Source organism: Pedobacter sp. WC2501 (assembly GCF_052682415.1).
The window spans coordinates 5,057,214-5,078,143 of sequence record NZ_JBQZFI010000001.1; the positions used below are offsets into that span (position 1 = coordinate 5,057,214).

Genomic DNA, 20,930 nt, shown 5'->3' on the forward strand with positions numbered 1-20,930 from the left:
ACTACTCGTAAGATTTGGTACCCGTTATTCCTTTTTCGCTCATAAAACTCCTGATTTTCGAACGTTTCCTTACTTCCTGCTCTTCTTCTGTTTGGTTTTCGATTAAAATTTTCTTTTTACGGGGATTGTACTTAATTATTTTTCCTTTTTCATCGCGGGGTGGTTGGGTAACAATAGAGGCTTTTACCACGGCTTCTGCACCATAGCTATTACGCACCTTATCCATGGCCTGGTAAAGACTATATTCTTCTTCGGCGATATTATAAAGACCAATCTGCTCGTAACCACTTACCAGGTGCGAAAGTTTTACGCCCACCAGCCGGAGCAACATCCTTTTGGCATACACTTTTTCGAACAGGCTATGGGCTTTGCTGATCAAAAAAGAATCGAGCGAGGTATAAGGAATGCGTTCTTGCTGGGTAACGGTTTCGAAATTGGTATAACGCACGGTTACCGTAATGCAGGCGGTTAGTTTTTTCTGGTTACGCAGTTGAAAGGTTAGTCCGCTAACCATTCCGGTTATAATGGCTTTTAGTTTGGCCATATCCATGGTATCGCTTTCGAAAGTGGCCTGTGTACCGATTGATTTTCTTTCGCGATAAGGCACCACGGGCGAAAGATCGATCCCGTTTGCTTTTTGCCACAAACTTAAACCATGTTGCCCTAAAATTTTAAACATAAGCTGTTGTGGAATCTGCGTAAGCGTAAGGATTTCGCGAACCCCCATTTCGCTTAATTTTTTATAGGTAGCATGACCAATACCCGGAATTTTATGAATAGCCAGGGGATCAAGAAAGGGCCGCAACTCGGGAAAAGTAACCTGCCGTTCGCCACCAGGTTTAGATTCGTTGGTGGCTATTTTGGCTACGGTTTTATTGATCGACAAACCAAAGGAAATGGGCAATTTCATCTCTTTAATAAGGGTTTGCCTGAGTTCTGACGCGAATTTCATACAGCCAAAAAAGCGATCCATACCCGTCATATCGATATAATGTTCATCAATACTGGCTTTTTCGAAAAGAGGAACTTTATCGGCAATAATTTCGGTAATCTCGTGCGATGCCTTGGAATATTCCTCCATATCGCCTTTTAAAAATATAGCCTGGGGGCACAATAATTTTGCCGTCCTGCCGGGCATCGCAGAATGTATGCCATACTGGCGTGCTTCATAACTGCAAGAAGCTACCACCCCCCTATCGCCGCCACCCCCAATAATTACGGGCTTACCCAACAATTTAGGATTTTTTCTGATTTCTACAGATACAAAAAATGCATCCTGATCCATATGAATAATCTGCCTTTCTTTATCCATTCTAGTATTATAAGGGGATGATTAAAACCAAAATTACTAATAATTTTAGCTAAATAAAGATTTAAAGCGGATTAATTCTTAACAAAATACTAACAATTTTAGTTTTAAGCTTGATGCTACAGCGAGCTAGAAATGTTATAAGACTACTAAAATTTTTAATATTCGCGAGAAAACCATCACGATCCGTTGGTTAATAAGTACCCAGACTCACGGACACATAAGAAGCACTAAAATAACACAGTGGAACGTGGGAATGCAATCAACTCAAAGCGTTAATCAAAACTTTGTCTGTTTTAAAATGTTTAGCTAGTAATAAACATTTATCCTATGAAAACTAAAGACAATAAAAACACCGCTAAAGAAGAGCATAAAAATGAAGGAAGCTCAAAAGAAAAGGCCTCCTTCGATCAAAATGGGAAGGGTTCTTCAGAAAAATTTGGTCAGGCTGGCTCTACACCTAATGAATCAGGAGAGAGTGGCCCTGGTACTGTAGATAAAAGTAAAAAAGCTTAGAAAGATAAAAGAGTATTATACTCTTTTATCTTTCATAAATACTCATCTTTTCAGCTAGTTCTATAATGCTTTTTATTTTCAGCTTTTGAAAAAGTCTCAATTTATATGTACTTACGGTACCCATTTGAAGCTTTAACTGATTAGAAATTTCCAATACACCAATACCTTTTGTTAAAAGTTCTGCCACTTCAAGTTCTCTGCCCGAAAGTTTAGTAAAAGGATTATCGGCATCGTTACCTAATATGCTGTTGAACATATTCTCTTTAACGTTTCTGCTTGAATAACGGCTGCCAGCTAAAATTGTAGTAATTGCAGTTACAATTTCCGATTCTTCAGCATTTTTGGTTAGGTAGCCAGAAGCACCCGATTTTAAATAAGGTACAGCATAAATATTTTCATTTAAAGAAGAAAATACGAGGATTTTAGCATTAGGCTGAACCAACTTAATTTGATCGATTACCTTAAGGTTGTTACCTCCGGGCAAGTTTACATCAATTATGATTAAACTTGGTGATTTTTTTACTTCCACAAGCGCCTGCTCTAGAGTGGATGCATGAATGATGTCAACACCAGGCCAAAAGTCTGATATTAAACCTTTTAATCCACGGCGGATGATTTCATGATCATCAGCGATGAGTACGGTGAAAGTACTTACGGCATTTTTTGTTTTCATTATAATTAAGGATATCGTGCAAGTTAGTAAAAAGTTATTTTTTTTACGCAATTGTAGCTAATTTTTCTGCAAAAAATGTAAATATTATTATACACAATTCAACAATTTTGTTGAAAAAAATGAGAGTTGCCAATATTATTGGCATCAAAAATCTATGGCATATACACTATATTTCCCAATTGCCTGACTATGCCCACAACACTAATCGTTTTAATATTGGCATTGGTTGGGATATTTGGTAACCAAATAAGTAAAATAAGGTGAGTCGGTTAAATTACCAGATTTAAATTGGCCGTATCAGCCTTTAATGAGCGCCCGCACGAATTTGCGTACCATCACTTTTCTTTACCGCTGCCAAAACCTACAGTATCCTAGATAAGATGACCCGTTTGCACTACTCCAATACTGATTGCAGACGCAAAAAAAGGAACTTGATGGGTTACAATCCCTATTCGATTGGTAGTGATTCCTGAAAATTTGTAAAAGAATGATTAGATCTTAGCCCGGATACGACTGAGTGTTTCCATCCTGATAGCCAGAAAGGATGCAATGTGTTTTAAAGAAACGCGGTTTATCAGGTCAGGGAAAGAAACCAGGAATCGTTTATATCTTTTTTCGGCAGAAGAAATTCTACAAAGATAAGCACGCTCCTCTGCCGAGCGGTAATATAACTCCATCATTTTTCTGCCCACAATATTGGCTTCAGTGAAGTTTTCAAACAGGTAATCTGATAATACATGCGGAAGGGCAATTAAATCTACATCTTCCAATGCCTGCAAATACTCCCCCGAATCGCCTTCCACCCATAAATTACGTATCGTTCCCACCACTTCGTTTTCTTTTGAAATCCAGGTAGTAATTTCCGTACTTCCATCTTTTATAAATCCCCTTACCACCCCTTTTACAATCAAAAACAAAAATTTATTGCGGTCAACTGGCGAAAGCAGGTATTTATTCTTCTTATAACTAATCGGAAATGTATGCTGGTTAATGCGTCTTTCTATTTCATTATTCAGTGGATGAAACTTTTTAAAAACATCAATTAAAGGCGAAATATTATTATATTTCTTCCACCTCTCCTCATCGGACAAGTTAACTGCGATCATATAAATTACTGTTTGGCTAGGCGATTCTCTCTTTAAATAAGAGAATCCCTATGTAATAATAAGAACATTGATTTTAAAAAAGAAGTTTTTATTTATTTATAATTTAAAAATGCCTTAAAACTCCTTTTCAACGCCAAGACCAAATAAAGCAAAATCATATTTAACCGGATCTAAAGGATCAAACTCCCTTAAATGAGTGGTTAGTTCTACAGCGGTTAACCAATCGGTTTGCTTCCGGCTAATGAGACCGAGCAAGCGCCCTACCCTGTCTACGTGCACATCGCATGGGCAAATCAGATCTTTAGACTTTAGCGTATTCCAGATCCCAAAATCAACGCCTTTATTATCAGCTCTTACCATCCACCTTAAAAACATGTTCAAGCGCTTACAAGTCGATTTTTGTTGCGGCGAAGAGATATGTTTCCTGGTGCGGTGGGGGAAATCTTCCAATGAGAAGAAATAGGCCCTGAAATGGTTCAATGCCTGCTCTATTGAAAAATGAAGATGGGCGGTAGAACAAACTTCGGAAGAAAGCGCTACGCTCTGCTCTGTTGAAGAAATCTCCAGGTATTCCGTTCTATAAATATCCTGCTGAGGAATAAAAGCCTGTTCCAGGCTTTCGAAATTTTCATAATGCTGCTTAAAAAACGAAATAAAATAAAGCAGATCCGTATCGTTAAAGGTGCGGTGTTTAAAATTCAGCAAACGCTTTAAATCATCATCACTGTGGTTTAACACAAAATCGTATGGTGCATTATCCATCCTGTCAAGCAACTCCCGGCATTTATTGATAATTGTTTTCCGTTGCCCCCAGGCCAAAACCGCAGCAAAAAAACCCGAAATTTCAATATCTTGTTTTTTCTCAAAAAGATGCGGAATACAAACCGGATCGTTTGCTATAAAATTAGGCTGGTTATATTGTTCAACTTTGCTATCAAGAAAATTCTTAAGCTCCAGAAATTGCATATAAGTAATTATTTAAACGAAAATAGCAGCACAACAGCGGCCATCCTAAACCGGATTGAAACGGTATCCTTTTTTGTTTTGTAGATTTTAATGAAGCAGGCACTTCAACAAAAAAGATTTAGTGTAAAGCCGGGACAAACATTAAATTATAGAATAGAACCGGCTTTACAAAAAATAAAAAACCGGGCAAATGCTAATCATAATACCCGATTGAAATTTTATGCCAATGCCCTTTCGAGGTCTTGCAAAAGATCGTCGATATCTTCTACTCCAACACTTAAACGAAGTAAGTTATCGGTAACACCAACTTTTTCTCTTTCCTCTTTCGGAATAGAACCATGTGTCATGGTAGCCGGGTGATTGATCAGTGATTCTACCCCGCCTAAAGATTCAGCAAGGGTAAACACTTTAAAATTAGAGGAGATCCTAAATGTTTCTTTCAGGTCAGCCCCTTTCAAGGTAATCGAAATCATACCTCCAAAGCCACGCATCTGTTTTTTAGCTACATCATGGTTAGGATGATCTTCGAAACCCGGCCAATAAATTTTATCAACTTTTGGATGTGTTTTTAAATAGCGCGCAATACGTTCGCCGTTTTCGCAATGTGCTTTCATCCTTAAATGAAGTGTTTTAATCCCTCTCAAAACCAAAAAAGCATCTTGCGGACCTGGCGTTGCACCGCAAGCATTGTAAATAAACCAAAGGTCTTTATACAATTGCTCATTATTGGTTACCAAAGCGCCCATTACCACATCGGAGTGACCGCCAATATATTTGGTTACCGAGTGCATCACAATATCAGCGCCTAAATCGATAGGGTTTTGCAGATATGGCGAAGCAAAAGTATTGTCAACCGTCAGGATTAAATTTTTCTCTCTGGTAATTTTCGCTACCCCTTCAATATCGATAATCTGCATGGTTGGGTTGGTTGGCGTTTCAATCCATACCAGTTTCGTTTTATCGTTAATGTACGGCAGCATATTCTCTGGCTTAGAAAGATCCAGAAAATGAAATTTGATTCCGTATTTGGTATAGATTTTAGTAAAAATACGGTAAGAACCACCATAAAGGTCATTTCCGGTAATTACTTCATCGCCTGGCTGCAATAATTTTAGTACAGCATCTGTAGCACCCATTCCACTCGAAAATGCCAAACCATATTTGGCATTTTCCAAAGCAGCCAAACAATCTTCCAAAGCTTTACGCGTTGGGTTGGTCCCTCTCGAATACTCGTACCCTTTGTTATCTCCAGGAGATTTTTGCCAATAGGTAGAGGTTTGATATATCGGTGTCATGACTGCACCTGTTGTTGGATCAGGCTCCTGGCCTGCATGGATGGCTTTAGTTGCGAATTTCATTTTTTTTTAAGATTTGAGAAACTAGATATGAGACAGGAGATATGAGACAGGAGATTTATTTTACTCTCAAATCTCACATCTCAAACCTACCTAATAAGCTCTTGCGAACAATACTCTCTGGATTGATGGTTTGCCTGAATAAATACAAACCCCATCTTCCAGTTTATTATCTAAAGGAATACAACGTATAGTTGCTTTCGTTTCTTCTTTTATTTTTTGTTCCGTTTCTGGCGTTCCGTCCCAATGTGCTGAAATAAAACCAGCTTTGGTATCTAACAATTCCTGAAACTCTTCGTAACTGTTGGCTTCAGTAATATGCTCATCACGGTAAGCTAATGCTTTGTTGAACATACTTTGCTGAATATCTTCCAACAGTTTTACGATGTAAATATCCAACCCTTCCTGAGGTATGGTCTGCTTTAATTTGGTATCCCTGCGGGCAACTTCTACCGTTTTATTCTCCAGATCACGGCCACCGATTGCAATACGGATCGGCACACCTTTTAGTTCATAGTCAGCAAATTTAAATCCTGGGCGTTGCGTATCCCTATCATCATATTTCACCGAAACGCCTAATCCTTTTAAACGCATGGTCAATTCATTTACATACGAAGAAATTCTGGCCAGATCCTCATCACCTTTATAAATCGGAACAATAACCACCTGAATTGGTGCCAGTTTTGGCGGAATAATCAATCCGGAATCATCACTATGGGCCATAATTAATGCACCCATTAAACGTGTAGAAACGCCCCATGAAGTAGCCCAAACATGATCTAATTTTCCATCTTTACCTGTAAACTTAACATCAAAAGCTTTTGCAAAATTCTGACCTAAAAAGTGAGATGTTCCTGCTTGTAAAGCTTTACCATCCTGCATCAAGGCCTCAATACAATAAGTATCTAAAGCCCCTGCAAAGCGTTCATTAGGCGATTTACGACCTCTGATTACCGGAACGGCTAACCAATTTTCGGCAAAATCGGCGTAGATATGCAACATACGTTCTGTTTCCTCAATTGCCTCTTCAGCTGTAGCATGTGCAGTATGTCCTTCTTGCCACAAAAATTCGGCTGTACGCAGAAACAATCTGGTGCGCATTTCCCATCTTACCACATTCGCCCATTGATTAATCAGTATGGGTAAATCACGGTATGATTGGATCCAGCCTTTATAAGTATTCCAAATGATGGTTTCAGATGTAGGGCGAACAATTAATTCCTCCTCTAATTTAGCTGTTTCATCTACAACAATATTTCCATTACCGTCATTTTTCAATCGGTAATGTGTTACAACTGCACATTCTGTCGCAAAACCCTCAACGTGAGAAGCTTCCTTAGAGAAAAATGACTTTGGGATGAATAATGGAAAGTAGGCATTTTGATGCCCTGTATCCTTAAACATTTTATCCAATATTGCCTGCATTTTTTCCCATATAGCATAGCCATTTGGCTTTATAACCATACAACCACGCACAGCAGAGTGCTCTGCTAAATCTGCTTTTAACACAATATCATTATACCACTGGGAATAATCGGCTTCTCTACTTGTAATTTCTTTGCTCATCTTATGTATTTGGAACGTAATTTGTAAGTTAAAAAGTATAAAATTCGATGGCAAATTTATAAATTTATGCCTACAAACGATCAACAATTAATATCAATTGTGATTTAACATTTTTAGAATAAGTAAATAGTTAGGAATTAACTACTTTTGGAACTTGTTTATTAAATTCGTGAACACACACAACTAAATATAAACACAATGAAACCAATTAAATTTTTACCCATTGTCATGATTGCCGCTGCAGGGTTGGTGGCCTCATGCTCTACATCAAAACTGGCTCAAACTAAGCCTGCTGATGATGTTTATAATTCTGTGGCAAAAGCCAGGGAGGTGGAAATAGCACCTCAACCTCAGAACCGACAAGGCCAGCAATATCAGGCCCAGGGTCAGGAAGAATATGATGAATATTATGGAACAAGTAATCCATATTACGACATGGATTATTCTTCGAGGATCAACCGTTTTTATAATGGATACAGCTTTCAAGGCTACTATGATCCATATTTCGACAATTATTATTACGGTAGCAGCTATGGACCATCCAATTATTTAGGGATTGGATTAGGTTGGGGCAACGGTTACGGTTTAGGTGGCTGGGGCGGTGGATTCGGTGTCGGTTATGGCTACGGAAGCATTTGGAATAACCCGTTCTATTATGGCAATTATGGTTACGGATGGAACAATCCTTACGGTTGGAACTCATGGGGACCTAATTCTTACTACGACCGTTATGGTTGGGGTGGCGGTGGATACTACGGCGGAGGCTGGGGTATTGGCGGTGGCTACTATGGTGGTGGCGTTTATACCAACAGAGGAAGTTACAGACCTAGACCTGGAAGTAATGACAGGGGCGTGCCAAGATATGGAAACGGTAATGCAGGAAACGTAGGCAGACCAAGCAGATCTGGCGTAAGCAATCCAAATGGTGTATCTTATGCGCCAAACAATAATGCAGGCAGACCATCAAGAAACCAAGGTGGGTATACTCAAAACCAAGGCAACCAAAGTGGCAGACCTTCCAGGAATGATGGTTACGCACCTCAAGGTACACAAAGCAGCAGACCTACCAGAAACGAGAGCTATACTCCTCCTGCAAGAACTGAGAGCAGACCAAGTTATTCACCTCCACCATCAAATGGCGGAGGCGGCGGTTCTAATGGCGGCGGAGGCGGTGGTGGTTCAAGACCATCAAGAGCTGGAAGAGGTTAATTATAAAATCTAAACACACAAATGAAAAAAATCATCCTGGCTTCTCTAGTAGCTACAGTAGCTGCTATGGGAACAACATACGCCCAAAGTTATGCACCCGATGCGTTCCGTTTTTCGCAAACCAATTATGGAAGCTCGGCAAGGTTTAAAGGAATGGGCGGCGCGCAAATTGGTGTTGGTGGCGATATTGGTTCAATTAATGCCAACCCTGCGGGTTTAGGTTTATTTACCAAATCAGAATTTAGCATTACTCCGGAATTTAATTCAGTATCTAATAATAGTGGATATTTAGGGAACAATACGAAAGCTAATAAAAGTCAGATTAATCTGAACAATATTGGCGTGGTGTTTTACAGTCCGGCTGCTAAAATGAAAGGATCTGATGTAGATAAAGGTTTAGTGAGTACTGTATTTGGTTTAAGCTACACTAGGAATAATGACTTTCTAAATAATATCGATTATGGTGGTGTTAATAGAAATAATTCGATAAGAAATTCTTATGTTGATCAAGCAAATGATAATGGAATTGAAAACTCAATAGCTGGGGATGCTTACAATAGCTTTTTGATCAATAGGAATACACCTGCTGCTCCTAATCAATTTTCGATAGATCCATCTGGCAATCAGAATTACAATCAAAACTGGAACGAAGCAAGATTAGGTTCTACCTCAGAATTTAACATAGCAGGGGCGTTAAATTTTGGCAACAAAGTATATATTGGTGCAACAGCAAGTTTTGTAAATGTAAAATATACCAGCGATGCTACTTTTACAGAGTCAGGTGTGGTTGACTCCTATAATGATGGTGATATCCCGCCTACATACAATGGAAATGAAAATTACAGTCTTAATCACTTCAGAAACCAGGAAACTAAAGGTGGTGGATTCAATTTAAAACTAGGCGCTATTTTCAGACCGGTTAGTGAGTTAAGGATTGGTTTGAATTTCCAAACACCAACTTGGATGAACATTGAAGACAATACCAGCGAGACTTTACAGGCTACTACTGCTGGAAATGCTAATACCGGACCAACTAAGTCGAACAATCCAACTCAATATTATCCATTTACTTACAATTTGCGCACGCCATTAAAAGCTTCGGCAGGTATCAGTTATGTGATTGCAGGTACTGCATTAATATCGGCTGATGTTGATTATGTAGATTATTCTTCAATGCGTTTTTCAGCTTCTAATGGCTCTGATCCATCAACTATAAGCGACAATAACGCTTTTATCAAAACCTCATATAAAGAAGCTGTTAACTATAGAGTTGGTGCAGAAGTAAAAGTAACCAACGAATTGAGTTTACGTGCAGGTTACGGTGTAAATGGAAACGGCGTTAAAGGTGGCGACAATAAATTTTACCAGGGCCAGTATTATACTGGTGGGCTGGGTTATCGTATCGATAACTATTATTTCGACGTAGCTTATCAAAACTATCAAACGAATTTCAGTTCAAGTCCATATTTGCTAGACGATTATACAGAACCTGTTGCAGATGTTAAAAGCAATAGAAACAACGTATTCTTAACTTTTGGGGTAAGATTTTAATAATAAATTTTCTTAAATAATTAAAAAGCGCCAGTTTTCGACAAAGGAACTGGCGCTTTTTTTTACAACCGAAAAAGGATACCCAATCGGGTATCCTCAACATCATTAACTAACTAACATCTATTTAATTAACATCCCACCATAACCTATCGGTAATTTTAGCCTTTTGTTGCGGTTGTGGGTTTGCTGTAATTTCGCTATTTGGGTAAAGTACCCTTCTCGGAATTTCAGAGAGTGCATTTTTAACTTTGGTTAAAACCGGGAATCCGGTACGGCGCCAATCTGTATAATTTTCAGCATTAAGAAAGTTGGCAACCGACTTTTCTTCCATAATTAAACGAAGTGCATTTGTACTGCTGAGTGTCCCTCGCGAAGCAATGTAGGTATCCATATCAGTTGTGCTCACCCCTAACTTAGTCATGTGCTGTTTGATACCATCCTGATAAACAGGTTGTGCAGCTGCAAAACCCGATACCACGAGTGTGGCTTCGGCTTTTATGAATAATGCCTCGGTGTAATTTACCAGGTAATTATTGGCATTTGCACCCGCGTAAAAATCGGCAGGGATTGAGTAAGCTTCCAGATTTCCAATTTCGTCTAAACCAATTTGCCGACCCGTATATAAACCGGTTTGTTTGGCGGGTTTAACCATTTTGCTTAATCTTGGATCGTTTCTGGTAGTAAAAGCATCAACAAAGGTATTGGCAAGCACAAATGTAGTGCCTGGCAGAAAATTCTGCTGCCATGGATTTTCTGCTCCTGCTGCACCACTAAAAGCAATTTTAGCATCATCATCGTTGCTTTGCATACCATTAGTTAGTGCAGTCAAAGCCAGCTGTGCCTGCGCAGAAGCTGTATTTCCAGGTGCTTTACTCAGGTGCATGTAATAACGTGCTTTTAAGGTATAAGCCAATTTTTTCCACTTTGCCATATCGCCAGCGTACATCAGATCGTCACTGCCAGGCGCTAAACCAGCATTGCGGCCAATATCTGCAATCCCATCATCTAACAAGCGCTGTAGCTGGGTATATATTTGTTGCTGGGTATCGTAAGTAGGATTGGCTACATCAATTCCCTTGAAAGCCTGACTGTAGGGGATATCTCCCCATGCATCGGTTGCGTAGCCCAAAGTATACGCAGTGAGTATTTTAGAAATCGCAGTATAATTATAATTGCCGTTTGCAGCTGCTTTTACATTTAAGAGGCTTAGGTTGTTCAGCGTACGCGCATATACACTGTTCCAGTCACCGTTCATATCAATATTATACATCTGATAAGTACCGAAGTTTGGTGCCACCTGGTTTAGTGCCATTACCTGCAAATATTGTTGTAGCACTACACTTAAATTTCCATCGCCTGATGCATTGATGTTCTGGGAGATCAGAATCTGAATAGGCGGTAACATGAGCGATTCTTTAACATCTATCGGTCTGTTGGGGTCATAGTTAACATCTATGTATTTTTTGCACCCGGCAAAAGCCATCATAAATGCAAAACTTAAAATGAAATATATCTTTTTCATGTTGATTCTTTTTTATGTATTGGACCTATAATGTTAATCTTAAACTGAAATCTACGGAGCGGGATGTTGGGGTTGAGAAGGAATAGATGCCCTGAGATCCGTTTGAAGAACCAAAAGAACTTACTTCCGGGTCCCCACCTGTAAAGTGTGGTGCATATATCCACAAATTTCTACCCGTAACCTGCAAGCCAATAGTTTTGAAAGGTGTTTTTTGCAGCCATGTTGGTTTTAGGTTATAACCCATGCTAACATTTCTCAATTTTACATAAGTACCGTCCTGGATAACCGATTCCAATACACCATTAGCCCTCTGGTAATAGGCCTGTCCTGAAACAGAAACTGTATTCGGCAAACCTGTAGTCGCATTTACACCCTCAACAACACGTGGGCCACGGTCTTCGGTAACTTTTGGTGTGCCATAGAAATAGCCGTAACCATCCACATTGTTTTGGATATCGCCTCCCTTTTTCATATCAAAAGAGAAACTAAGCGTAAACTGTTTATACTTGAAATTATTAACAATACCGCCCATCCAATCTGGATTAATATCACCGATTATACCCTGTTCATCTGCAGCAAATGGTAACCCATCATTACCGGTTAACAATTTTCCTTCACTGTTTCTGGCATAACGGGTACCATAGATTACCCCATAAGGCTGGTTTGGAAAAATAACGGTAAAGCCATTGTCGAGGCGCTCCAGATTATTCTTGATCGAAAGGACCTTATTTCTGATCCTGCTATAATTCAGGGTCAGGTCCCAGCTGAAATTCTCCGTTTTTATAGGTTTTGCATTTAAAAGCAGCTCGATACCTCTGTTGCGCATTACAGCTGTATTTACACTCGTAGCGTTAAACCCGGTTGACGGTGCCAGTGCTACATTAGGAATGATCCCGTTTTTTGTCTTTTTATCGAAATAGGTAACCTCCAGGCTTAAACGGTTTTTAAAGAAACCTGTTTCTAAACCGATCTCAAATTCGTTGATCCGTTCATTTTTTAAGTTCGGATTGCCTAGAGTTTGACTGATCAAAAAGCCAGCCTGTTGCTGATAGGGAAAAGTAATGTTTCTTATCGGCAATGATTCGTACGGCGTAAGCAGGTTATATGGGCCAATGCTGGCATTCCCTACTGTGCTGTAGGATAATCTTAATTTCCCAAAGCTCATGATATCCGATAGTTCTTTCGAAAAGAAATTGGAAAAGATAAAACTTGTAGCAGCAGAACCATAAGGGTAAAAACTGTTGTTTTTGGCCAGTACAGAAGTACCATCGTACCTTCCGGTAAGGGAGAGGATTAAGAACTTTTTATAATCGATATTCGACTGTAAATAGAATCCTATTTTTCTGGTCAGATAACTTGTTTCCTTAAAATTTATATTTGATGTAGATCCAATGTTCTCAAACCCTGGAACGGTTATACCCAGGCCGTTGGCATAGGCAGTTTCACTATAGGTTGATAATATGTTGTTGCCCAATATCGCATCGATGGTAAAATCACCAAAACTTTTGTTGGCACCGATGATCAGGTCATTATTATATTGCCTGAAATTGGTGTTGTTGTTTACGATCCGGCCATTAAGGTTTGAAACCGAGAGTAACGATTCATGATATTTACCCTGTTCAACATAAACATCAGCACCAAAACGTTCCGTTATAGTTAACCAGTTCAATACTTTGTAATCGGCATTAAAAGTTGGCAAAAACCTGTTAACTACCGAAGTATTGCTGATGTTATCCAATACCCAATATGGGTTGTTCCTGGAAAAACGGAACAGCCTCTGCGTGCCGTCCGGGTTGAGGGCAGGCTGTAGATTATAGGAAACTGGGGCTGTAAAAACAGTCCATAAAGGGCTTTCAAGGGCATATCCTTCAGGCAACCTGGTGTTTTTGGTATTGGCGTAATTTAAGGAGAAAGTAACATTCAAATCCTTAATAATTTGTGTGGTGAATTTCCCAAAAACGGTATTCCGGTCGAACGAAGTGGTAGGTACCGTTCCATCTTGAGCAAAATTGCTATACGATATAAAATAAGAGTTGTACGCTCCACCCCCATTTACGGCTACCGTGTTGGTATATGTTTTTCCGGTTTTGAAAAATAGGTCAGACTGATCATATACCTGTGCAGGCTGACCATTAATTTTTAGGGTATCCATCCTTGCCCCCCACGAAGTACTTGTTTTCTGGTTCACACCATCAAAATATACGCCGTTAGATCCTAATGAATATTTATTCTGGATTTCGGGCAAAAGTGGTTTCTCCATAGAAAACGATGACGAAAAACTCAATGAAGGCTTTTTGTTAAGGCTTCCTGCTTTGGTTGTAATGATAATTACTCCTTTTGCACCATCAGATCCATATAGCGCTGTTGCAGCACCACCTTTTAACACATTAATACTTTCAATAATATTAGGATCAAGATCGGCAATACGGTTGGTACCTGGCCCCATGTTGAGAGTACCTGTTTCATCATTGTTAACCGGAATACCATCAATAACCATCAAAGCTTCGTTGTTTCCGAACATGGAATTGGCTCCTCTGATTACAATACGCGATGAACTACCCGGAGTGCCAGAAGAACTTGTAATCTGAACACCCGAAACTTTACCGGCCAGGGCATTTACCAAATTAGGTTCTTTGGTCTGGGTCAATTGCTCACCTTTTACCTCTTGAGAACTATAGGTAAGGTTACGTTTTTCCCGCTTTACACCTAGTGCAGTCACTACAATCTCATTCAGGCTTTGCTGGTCTTCGCTTAAAGTGATGGTTATGTTGCTTTGCCCGCTATAAGCAAATTCTTTGGTGGTATAACCAATGCCACTAAAAACCAGTGTAGCCGGGCTTCCGCTTTTAATTGAGAATAGCCCTTTTGCATCAGAAGAGGTGCCAACAGTGGTTCCTTTAACTTTTACCGATATGCCTGGGATTGGCTGTCCTGATGCATCGGTAATTTTGCCACTAATCAGCGGCGTTTGACCATAAATCTGCACGCAACAGAGCATAGTCAAAATGAACAAAGTAATCTTTAATCTGGTCATTGTATTCAGTTTAGTTAGTAGTATGACCAAAATTAGGCTTATAAAAAGCCAGATAGAATGCCGATTTTAACACGTATTGACCAGAAATTAACGCAAATGTTACAACAACTGAACTGATGTTGTAACATTTATGTGGATATTTTGGCTTTCCGCCTACTGATTGTTGTTCGCATCAACCAGATTTTCAGCACTGATTTCTGTTAGTTAAAAAACCAGGCGATTCGCAGATACACAAAGTAGTATCAATAAAAAAGTAGTTAATCAGGAAGATGAAAGTATAACCTGTTTATGTTAAATTATTATTTACGCTTCACCATAATCTCTTTCTCTCCATAAACCACTCCCTTATCCGTTACGCCCTGTACAATAACTTTAAACGGTCCGGTTAGATCGCCCATATTAAAACTAATGGATGTGTCACCTTTTATCTTCATCTGATAGTTCCAATAAACAGTTGAAAAATTGATAGGTTCATTTTTGTTATTGATATCAGACACGTAGAAATCCTTGGCAAGGTTGATTCCCTTTAAACTGATAATATTAGGTTTACGATCTACATCCAAACACCCTTGGTAAGTAATCTTACCACCTTTCCCATCAGAATAAGTTTCACCTGTTATAGGATTACTATTATCGGAAGCTTCAATATGATTATGGCAATTTAGAATATTATTCCTACAAACATAATCACCACATTTATTATAAGTTCTTTTGGCGTAATCGGTATTTTGATTATTCTTCGTAATCACCACTTCTTTAAGTTTGATGCCAGCAGCCGAAGTGATACTTTGATAATCATTATTTATTACTTTAGCTCTTGTATCTGGAAGTTCAAAGTTTTGCTGTACAATGTATTTCGTGAGTTCTTCCTGCGGGTTATTTATGTGAAGCGAATACAAATCATATCTATCGGTAACCATTCCCAGCCAAACCGGTGTTTTCTGTTCTTTAATCAGGAGATGATCAAATGGAATACTGAATCTGCCTGCACTATCTGTATCCAGAAAATTAAGGTTTTCCCCGGCTATTGTTGTTAAGCCCAAGGGGCTAGTCAATAACTTCTTTCTTCTGGTAATTTCACCATGGTAATCAAAACTCGAAAGCACTTCCTTTTTATTAACAACCTCTTCTTCAGGCCACTTATATCTTCTCCAGGTTTTAACCAAAAATACATCATTCAGATAATCCTGATCCACATACTTTAAACCCATCGGTCGGCTAGGAATTGGTTTTAAATGTTGTTGTAAATAAAAATAATCCATAATGTTCTGGTTATTAACAACTGAAATCCTATTGGCTTGGGTACACGAAATAGAAACTAGTGCCGTCAACGGAGCTTCATTTTTGCCGGTTACATTCAATTTTAAATTCACCTGATCTCTTGTATTATACTCATTTTTATCTGTGGATAATTCGATCTGATTAAGCTGATCATAATGTGCAAAGAAAATCCTTTCGGCCATTGGGCGATAATTGCTATCTAAAATGGTGACGGTATTTAACCCAATTGGCACGGAATCTAATTTAAACCTTATATTTTGGGTTTTGTTAGCCGCTAATATCAAATCGGCGTGCAAAAAAACATCAGCGAAATTATGCACCAGAACATGAACTTTTTGATTATTATTGGCCACCAGCTGTAGCCTGAAATCATTTTCGGCTATTGCTGTACCTGCTGTTAAAACAGCTCCATGTTTTAATGCCGCAGGTAAATGATAACTGTTACCTTCCTGTTCACTTGCAAAAAGTTTAACGTAATATTTTTTTGATGGCTTTGGACAGATCGAAAATGAACCAAGCCCTGTAGAATTGCTCTGGAGGGTATCAATTACCATGTCATTTTCATACAGAATACCCGTTGCTTTTATTGCATTGCCTTCCAGGTCTTTAACTTCAAAACCTACTTTCGAGGTTAAGCGGTCTACCAGGTAACCTCCTTCGGGGTAAAATTGAATCTGATAATTAGACCGGTTCCTTACCGGAAGATTAAACTTGATGTATCTAATATGTTTACCTTTTTTGATGGAGACATTAAGTTGATTATTATCCGCCGTAATTTTATCCGCAGGAAAGTTAATCATCAGTTCACCGATTACACTACTTTTAGCTGAACCGGTGAGCAATGTTTGTTTATCCTTACCGATATGATATTTTATTTCTGCATTTTCAACGAAACGGTTGTCACTGGATAAAATTTTCAACAATGCTATCCCATTTTTGCTCTGCTCATCATAAGCTTTAAAAATAGAAACATTGGCCGTTAATGGATTTACAGTAGTAGATTTAATGACAATGGGCTGCACAAATTCTCCATCTGGCTGTTTATCCTTTTTAATATTGGTATTCGCCACAAAACGATAGGAACCTCCCGGCAGCGAATCAGGCAAGGTAAGCGCACCGAACGCAAATCCTTTTTCAATCAAAAATTTATCCTGTATTACGACGCTACTATCACTATTATTGATAAGCGATAAATAAAGTGTATGGTATTGATCTAAGTTGGTAATGTTTTTTAGCAAGTACCCGCTAAACCAAACCTGATCGTTATTGGTATAAACGGTTTTATCGAAATGGACAAACAAATTAGATTGAGCCGTTTTTAAGCCATAGCGATTAATATTTAACACCACACTATCAAGCTTTACATCCTGCGCTTTTGCCTTTACTAATAAAAGCACAATACAGGTAAAGAGAATTTGAAATTTTGAAAGCATATTTGGATGATATAGCTAAAAATCGAAATTTTTAGCTAGAATCTCAAATTATCTCCAATTAGTGACATAATTTTCAGAACAGTTAATGAAGATTATATGATTTAAAACTTTTAAATTTTAACTATTCCATGCTTCACCGCATACAAAGCCAATCCTGTCCGGCTTTTTAACTGTAATTTTTCGCACAAAGAATTTCTATACCCATCAATGGTACGCGGACTCACAAACATTTCTGCTGCAATTTCATTGTACGTCTTTTCGGTACAGGTATATTTCAGAAACTCCATTTCCCTTTCAGTAAGTTTTACGAAGTCTGATATTTTCGAATTTGTAGCTAACGAACTGAGCGACTGCATGACTTTCCTCGTAACCAGTTCATTATAAAAATATCCTTTGCTGATCACCTCGTCAAAAGCACGTTTAAGTTCTTCAGGCTCGGCATCTTTGAGCACATAACCTTTGGCACCATTGGTAATCATTTTAATAATGGCAGTTTCTGCATCCATGGTACTCAAAGCAAGTATGTTTACTTCAGGATGATTTGTCCGCAGCCACGAAGCTGTGCTATATCCATCCATCTCTGGCATGTTGATATCAAGTAACACGATATCAGGTACATCGTATATTCTTAACTGCCTGATAAAATCTTTTCCGTTAGCAGCCTCAAACAATATGTTGTAGGATGGGAAATAGCTGATTAGAGCGGCCAACCCTTTTCTAAACAAAACATGATCATCAACTAGGGCTATATTTTTAATCTGGTCAGACATAAGGAATAGTTAAGGTAATTTTAGTTCCATTATTAATCACACTGTCGATTGTAGCTTCTCCCATAATCAGTGTAGCGCGTTTTACAATATTCTGAAGCCCCAACCCAGTCTCAATTTTCTCTTTTTCACCTGCACTAAAACCAACACCATTATCCTCGATGGTTATCTTTAGCTGTTCCGAAAAATCAAATCCAATATCGATTTTAGTGGCTTGGGCATGTTTTAATATATTTTGTAAACTTTCCTGCACAATCCGGAAGATGATGATTTTCTTCTGTTCTGCAATCTGCTGTTCGTTACCAGTTACCTCAACCTTGCAAACAATAACTCCTGCCCTGCCTATGCGCTGTAATTCCTGTTCTACCGCCTGCAACAAACTTAACTCCTGGATGCGGCTTGTACTTAAACTTTTTGCGATATCACGTAAATCGGTAAGGGCATTGCCCACATTTCCTTTAATTTCAGTGATCAATGATTTATCACTGGTTTCTTTTTGCTCCAGAATGCTCAATTGTAGTTTAGCCAAACTTAGTAACTGCCCAACATTATCATGTATTTCCTCACTTATCGTTTCAAAAGTCTGCTCCTGCATTTCCAGCCGCGATTGCAATAATTGCTCGCCATATTGTTTTTCGAGTTCTCCTCTCTCTTTTGCATACTGGAATTTCTTTTTCTGAAAATAGAGCATAAAGAAAACGATCGCACTACTAAGTGCAAAAAAAATAATTATACTGGGTATAATTACAAAGAGGACTTCTCTGTCTTGATCGTTCTGCATAAAAAGGCATAGGCAAATAAACAATACATAATGATATTAGTAATCAAATTTAATTTCTTTAGTTTAACGGCTAGTTGCTCGTAATTTTCCGTCAGATAGTGGAACATCCCCATATACGGCACAACGCAGGTGTAATAAACAATTAAACCTATGGCAATCCAGAATTCGCCCTCATTAAAAAGTGATGTAGTTTCTTCTGAAGTTAATTTTTCGTAGCAATAAATAAGTGCAAAGAATATAATAAATGTTCCGCCAAACACAAAAGCATAGCTACTCCACTGTAATATGTTAAAACTGTAAAAACTAAATATATACCAAAGAACCGGGAACATAAATAAGAACATTTTTATTACTTTTTGTAAGTAAACATTTTTGACAATCTGTTTAAAGAAATAGGCATAAAATATAAATTCCACCAAAATAAAAAAATTGTATTGAGGCAGCGTATTTCCCTCATAACCAAAATCTTGTTTAAAGAAAAATACACTAATTTCGAGCAGAAAAGTATAAACACATAACAAAGCAACCGTTTTAAGTTGCTTTGTTAATTTGGGTTGCAGGCAGATACCTGCTACCGAGGAAATTGCTAAAGAGACGAGATATAAATACTTGAGATACATAAATTTAAATATTTATCTAAAATAAGTATTTACTATTGATCTGAAACATCAAGTGCTGCCTTATTATCTGTTGATGGAGGTGGAGTGGGATCTCCGGTATCCATTGTATATAAGTTATTTATTCTATTTATTAGTTCCGCATATCTTTTATCTTTCAATGCCAATAATACAGCATTCCATTTCTGATTATCATATGGAGGAGAAAAGAGTTCCGTCCAAGTATCATCTCCAACAAAAAAAGATTCTCCATTTCGATATAATGTTGCAAATTTTCTAATTAACAAATATTCCTCTTCTTTGTCATCTTTATAAATCTCAACACCTTCTTCATCAGTAAATACAAAAATTACTGTTAGACGCTGCTTATACTTTTGTGGTATTTTTGCGCCTAAAAAACCATCTACAAAATCTTCATTAGTGTAAGAAACTAGTTTTATTTTTAAACCAGCCAATGAATCCTTGTTTAATTGTTCAATTATCATATCTCTTAGCTCTGTAGTTTTATTTAAGTCAAACCACACATGTTTTGTTTCATAACATTTCGCTTCCTGATCCTCAATACTTAGAGTACTTTTTAATTGATACCTTTTCCCATTCACCTGTTGATAGTTTGCTATCCATCTTTCGGCATTAGCTTGAAGAAGCTCATCTATTACAGCACCATTTTTTTTATAATAAGTACCTATATCATGTTTATTAGATGTAGGTGCAAAAATAAAATTAAATCTCCCGCAGTTTTTTTTATCCGCAGCCTCTATTTCGTCTATTTTTTTCCCGAAAGATCCAAAATAGATGCGCAGGCCATCAACATTTCCTGATTTCAAAAATTCACTTATTTGATTCGATAATGCACCTGCCTGCGGAAAATATACTTCTTGAATTTCAGATGCCGCCCCATCTCCTTTCGCAATTTGATTTAGTATGCTAAACTTTTTTTTATCAAACCAATGTTCCCTATCATCACTGATACTTTTTGAAACATAAATACTTGGTAGATCTTTAATTGTGTTTAGGAAAGGATGTAGTTTAAATGCTTTTTTCTCTTTCATAGCTTTTAATTTAGTTTGAGGTTTATAAAATAACTTATACCTAAATATACACTAACCTTATTTGAAATAGAAAATCGAAAAATTGCTAAAAACACTTACAACAAACTTATTTTAAAGCGTTAAAACGCCCAGAATCGCTTCTATCTCAATTTCCGACAATTCTACTTACTTCCATTTATTTCAAAATACCGC

The 20,930-nt window shown here is 38.0% G+C and carries 16 protein-coding genes; 3 read left to right on the plus strand and 13 right to left on the minus strand.

Translation table 11 applies throughout. From position 1 onward, the window contains the following. Nucleotide 1: 1 nt before the first annotated feature. Entirely contained in the window at nt 2-1,312 is a 1,311-nt protein-coding gene (gene dinB, locus ACUN24_RS21325) for a DNA polymerase IV (RefSeq protein WP_445564350.1), read from the minus strand. A 327-nt stretch (nt 1,313-1,639) separates the two neighbouring features. On the opposite strand from dinB, the gene ACUN24_RS21330 reads away from it, so the two are divergent. Beyond that, nucleotides 1,640-1,825: a hypothetical protein gene (locus tag ACUN24_RS21330; RefSeq protein ID WP_445564351.1), complete on the plus strand. Its 186-nt coding sequence runs from the start codon at nt 1,640-1,642 to the stop codon at nt 1,823-1,825. Nucleotides 1,826-1,850: 25 nt separating this feature from the next. Here ACUN24_RS21330 and ACUN24_RS21335 read toward each other — a convergent pair whose 3' ends face one another. The 5 genes from ACUN24_RS21335 to proS all read right to left on the minus strand — a co-directional run bounded on the left by ACUN24_RS21335 (nt 1,851) and on the right by proS (nt 7,491). Continuing rightward, a complete protein-coding gene (locus ACUN24_RS21335) occupies nt 1,851-2,498 on the minus strand; it encodes a response regulator (RefSeq protein ID WP_445564352.1) in 648 nt (215 codons plus the stop codon). 491 nt (nt 2,499-2,989) lie between these two features. Further along, nucleotides 2,990-3,604, minus strand: a complete 615-nt coding sequence (locus tag ACUN24_RS21340) for a Crp/Fnr family transcriptional regulator (protein ID WP_445564353.1) — start codon at nt 3,602-3,604, stop codon at nt 2,990-2,992. A 114-nt stretch (nt 3,605-3,718) separates the two neighbouring features. Then, the gene (locus ACUN24_RS21345; RefSeq protein ID WP_445564354.1) at nt 3,719-4,570 is read right to left on the minus strand and encodes a TIGR02757 family protein; all 852 of its coding nucleotides are present in this window, start codon (nt 4,568-4,570) and stop codon (nt 3,719-3,721) included. 218 nt (nt 4,571-4,788) lie between these two features. After that, nucleotides 4,789-5,928, minus strand: a complete 1,140-nt coding sequence (locus ACUN24_RS21350; RefSeq protein ID WP_445564355.1) for a cystathionine gamma-synthase — start codon at nt 5,926-5,928, stop codon at nt 4,789-4,791. 90 nt (nt 5,929-6,018) lie between these two features. Then, entirely contained in the window at nt 6,019-7,491 is a 1,473-nt protein-coding gene (gene proS, locus ACUN24_RS21355; protein WP_121283182.1) for a proline--tRNA ligase, read from the minus strand. Nucleotides 7,492-7,689: 198 nt separating this feature from the next. Here proS and ACUN24_RS21360 point away from each other — a divergent pair, with 198 nt between their 5' ends. Continuing rightward, nucleotides 7,690-8,700 (plus strand): hypothetical protein, encoded by a 1,011-nt coding sequence (locus ACUN24_RS21360; RefSeq protein ID WP_445564356.1) that lies wholly within the window; start codon nt 7,690-7,692, stop codon nt 8,698-8,700. Nucleotides 8,701-8,721: 21 nt separating this feature from the next. Then, nucleotides 8,722-10,251 (plus strand): OmpP1/FadL family transporter, encoded by a 1,530-nt coding sequence (locus tag ACUN24_RS21365; protein ID WP_445564357.1) that lies wholly within the window; start codon nt 8,722-8,724, stop codon nt 10,249-10,251. A 124-nt stretch (nt 10,252-10,375) separates the two neighbouring features. Here ACUN24_RS21365 and ACUN24_RS21370 read toward each other — a convergent pair whose 3' ends face one another. From ACUN24_RS21370 to ACUN24_RS21400, 7 genes are all read right to left on the minus strand, one after another. Next, nucleotides 10,376-11,773, minus strand: coding sequence for a SusD/RagB family nutrient-binding outer membrane lipoprotein (locus ACUN24_RS21370; protein ID WP_445564358.1), 1,398 nt, complete (start codon nt 11,771-11,773; stop codon nt 10,376-10,378). Between the two features lie 25 nt (nt 11,774-11,798). After that, nucleotides 11,799-14,807: a SusC/RagA family TonB-linked outer membrane protein gene (locus tag ACUN24_RS21375; RefSeq protein ID WP_445564359.1), complete on the minus strand. Its 3,009-nt coding sequence runs from the start codon at nt 14,805-14,807 to the stop codon at nt 11,799-11,801. 299 nt (nt 14,808-15,106) lie between these two features. After that, nucleotides 15,107-17,521 carry a hypothetical protein gene (locus ACUN24_RS21380; RefSeq protein WP_445564360.1) on the minus strand — a complete coding sequence of 805 codons (2,415 nt, stop codon included), beginning with the start codon at nt 17,519-17,521 and terminating at the stop codon, nt 15,107-15,109. Between the two features lie 110 nt (nt 17,522-17,631). After that, nucleotides 17,632-18,291: a response regulator gene (locus ACUN24_RS21385; RefSeq protein ID WP_445564361.1), complete on the minus strand. Its 660-nt coding sequence runs from the start codon at nt 18,289-18,291 to the stop codon at nt 17,632-17,634. Beyond that, nucleotides 18,284-19,069, minus strand: coding sequence for a sensor histidine kinase (locus ACUN24_RS21390; RefSeq protein WP_445564362.1), 786 nt, complete (start codon nt 19,067-19,069; stop codon nt 18,284-18,286). Before ACUN24_RS21390 ends, ACUN24_RS21385 begins: the two co-directional genes overlap by 8 nt. Next, entirely contained in the window at nt 19,033-19,689 is a 657-nt protein-coding gene (locus ACUN24_RS21395; RefSeq protein WP_445564363.1) for a hypothetical protein, read from the minus strand. The genes ACUN24_RS21390 and ACUN24_RS21395 overlap by 37 nt, the downstream gene beginning before the upstream one ends. 32 nt (nt 19,690-19,721) lie before the next feature. Then, nucleotides 19,722-20,738: a hypothetical protein gene (locus tag ACUN24_RS21400; protein WP_445564364.1), complete on the minus strand. Its 1,017-nt coding sequence runs from the start codon at nt 20,736-20,738 to the stop codon at nt 19,722-19,724. Nucleotides 20,739-20,930: the final 192 nt, after the last annotated feature.

Coding starts and splice junctions, on each gene's coding strand:
- dinB (WP_445564350.1), bottom strand. CDS start 1,312: ATGGATAAAGAAAGGCAGATTATTCATATGGATCAGGATGCATTTTTT.
- ACUN24_RS21330 (WP_445564351.1), top strand. CDS start 1,640: ATGAAAACTAAAGACAATAAAAACACCGCTAAAGAAGAGCATAAAAAT.
- ACUN24_RS21335 (WP_445564352.1), bottom strand. CDS start 2,498: ATGAAAACAAAAAATGCCGTAAGTACTTTCACCGTACTCATCGCTGAT.
- ACUN24_RS21340 (WP_445564353.1), bottom strand. CDS start 3,604: ATGATCGCAGTTAACTTGTCCGATGAGGAGAGGTGGAAGAAATATAAT.
- ACUN24_RS21345 (WP_445564354.1), bottom strand. CDS start 4,570: ATGCAATTTCTGGAGCTTAAGAATTTTCTTGATAGCAAAGTTGAACAA.
- ACUN24_RS21350 (WP_445564355.1), bottom strand. CDS start 5,928: ATGAAATTCGCAACTAAAGCCATCCATGCAGGCCAGGAGCCTGATCCA.
- proS (WP_121283182.1), bottom strand. CDS start 7,491: ATGAGCAAAGAAATTACAAGTAGAGAAGCCGATTATTCCCAGTGGTAT.
- ACUN24_RS21360 (WP_445564356.1), top strand. CDS start 7,690: ATGAAACCAATTAAATTTTTACCCATTGTCATGATTGCCGCTGCAGGG.
- ACUN24_RS21365 (WP_445564357.1), top strand. CDS start 8,722: ATGAAAAAAATCATCCTGGCTTCTCTAGTAGCTACAGTAGCTGCTATG.
- ACUN24_RS21370 (WP_445564358.1), bottom strand. CDS start 11,773: ATGAAAAAGATATATTTCATTTTAAGTTTTGCATTTATGATGGCTTTT.
- ACUN24_RS21375 (WP_445564359.1), bottom strand. CDS start 14,807: ATGACCAGATTAAAGATTACTTTGTTCATTTTGACTATGCTCTGTTGC.
- ACUN24_RS21380 (WP_445564360.1), bottom strand. CDS start 17,521: ATGCTTTCAAAATTTCAAATTCTCTTTACCTGTATTGTGCTTTTATTA.
- ACUN24_RS21385 (WP_445564361.1), bottom strand. CDS start 18,291: ATGTCTGACCAGATTAAAAATATAGCCCTAGTTGATGATCATGTTTTG.
- ACUN24_RS21390 (WP_445564362.1), bottom strand. CDS start 19,069: ATGCAGAACGATCAAGACAGAGAAGTCCTCTTTGTAATTATACCCAGT.
- ACUN24_RS21395 (WP_445564363.1), bottom strand. CDS start 19,689: ATGTATCTCAAGTATTTATATCTCGTCTCTTTAGCAATTTCCTCGGTA.
- ACUN24_RS21400 (WP_445564364.1), bottom strand. CDS start 20,738: ATGAAAGAGAAAAAAGCATTTAAACTACATCCTTTCCTAAACACAATT.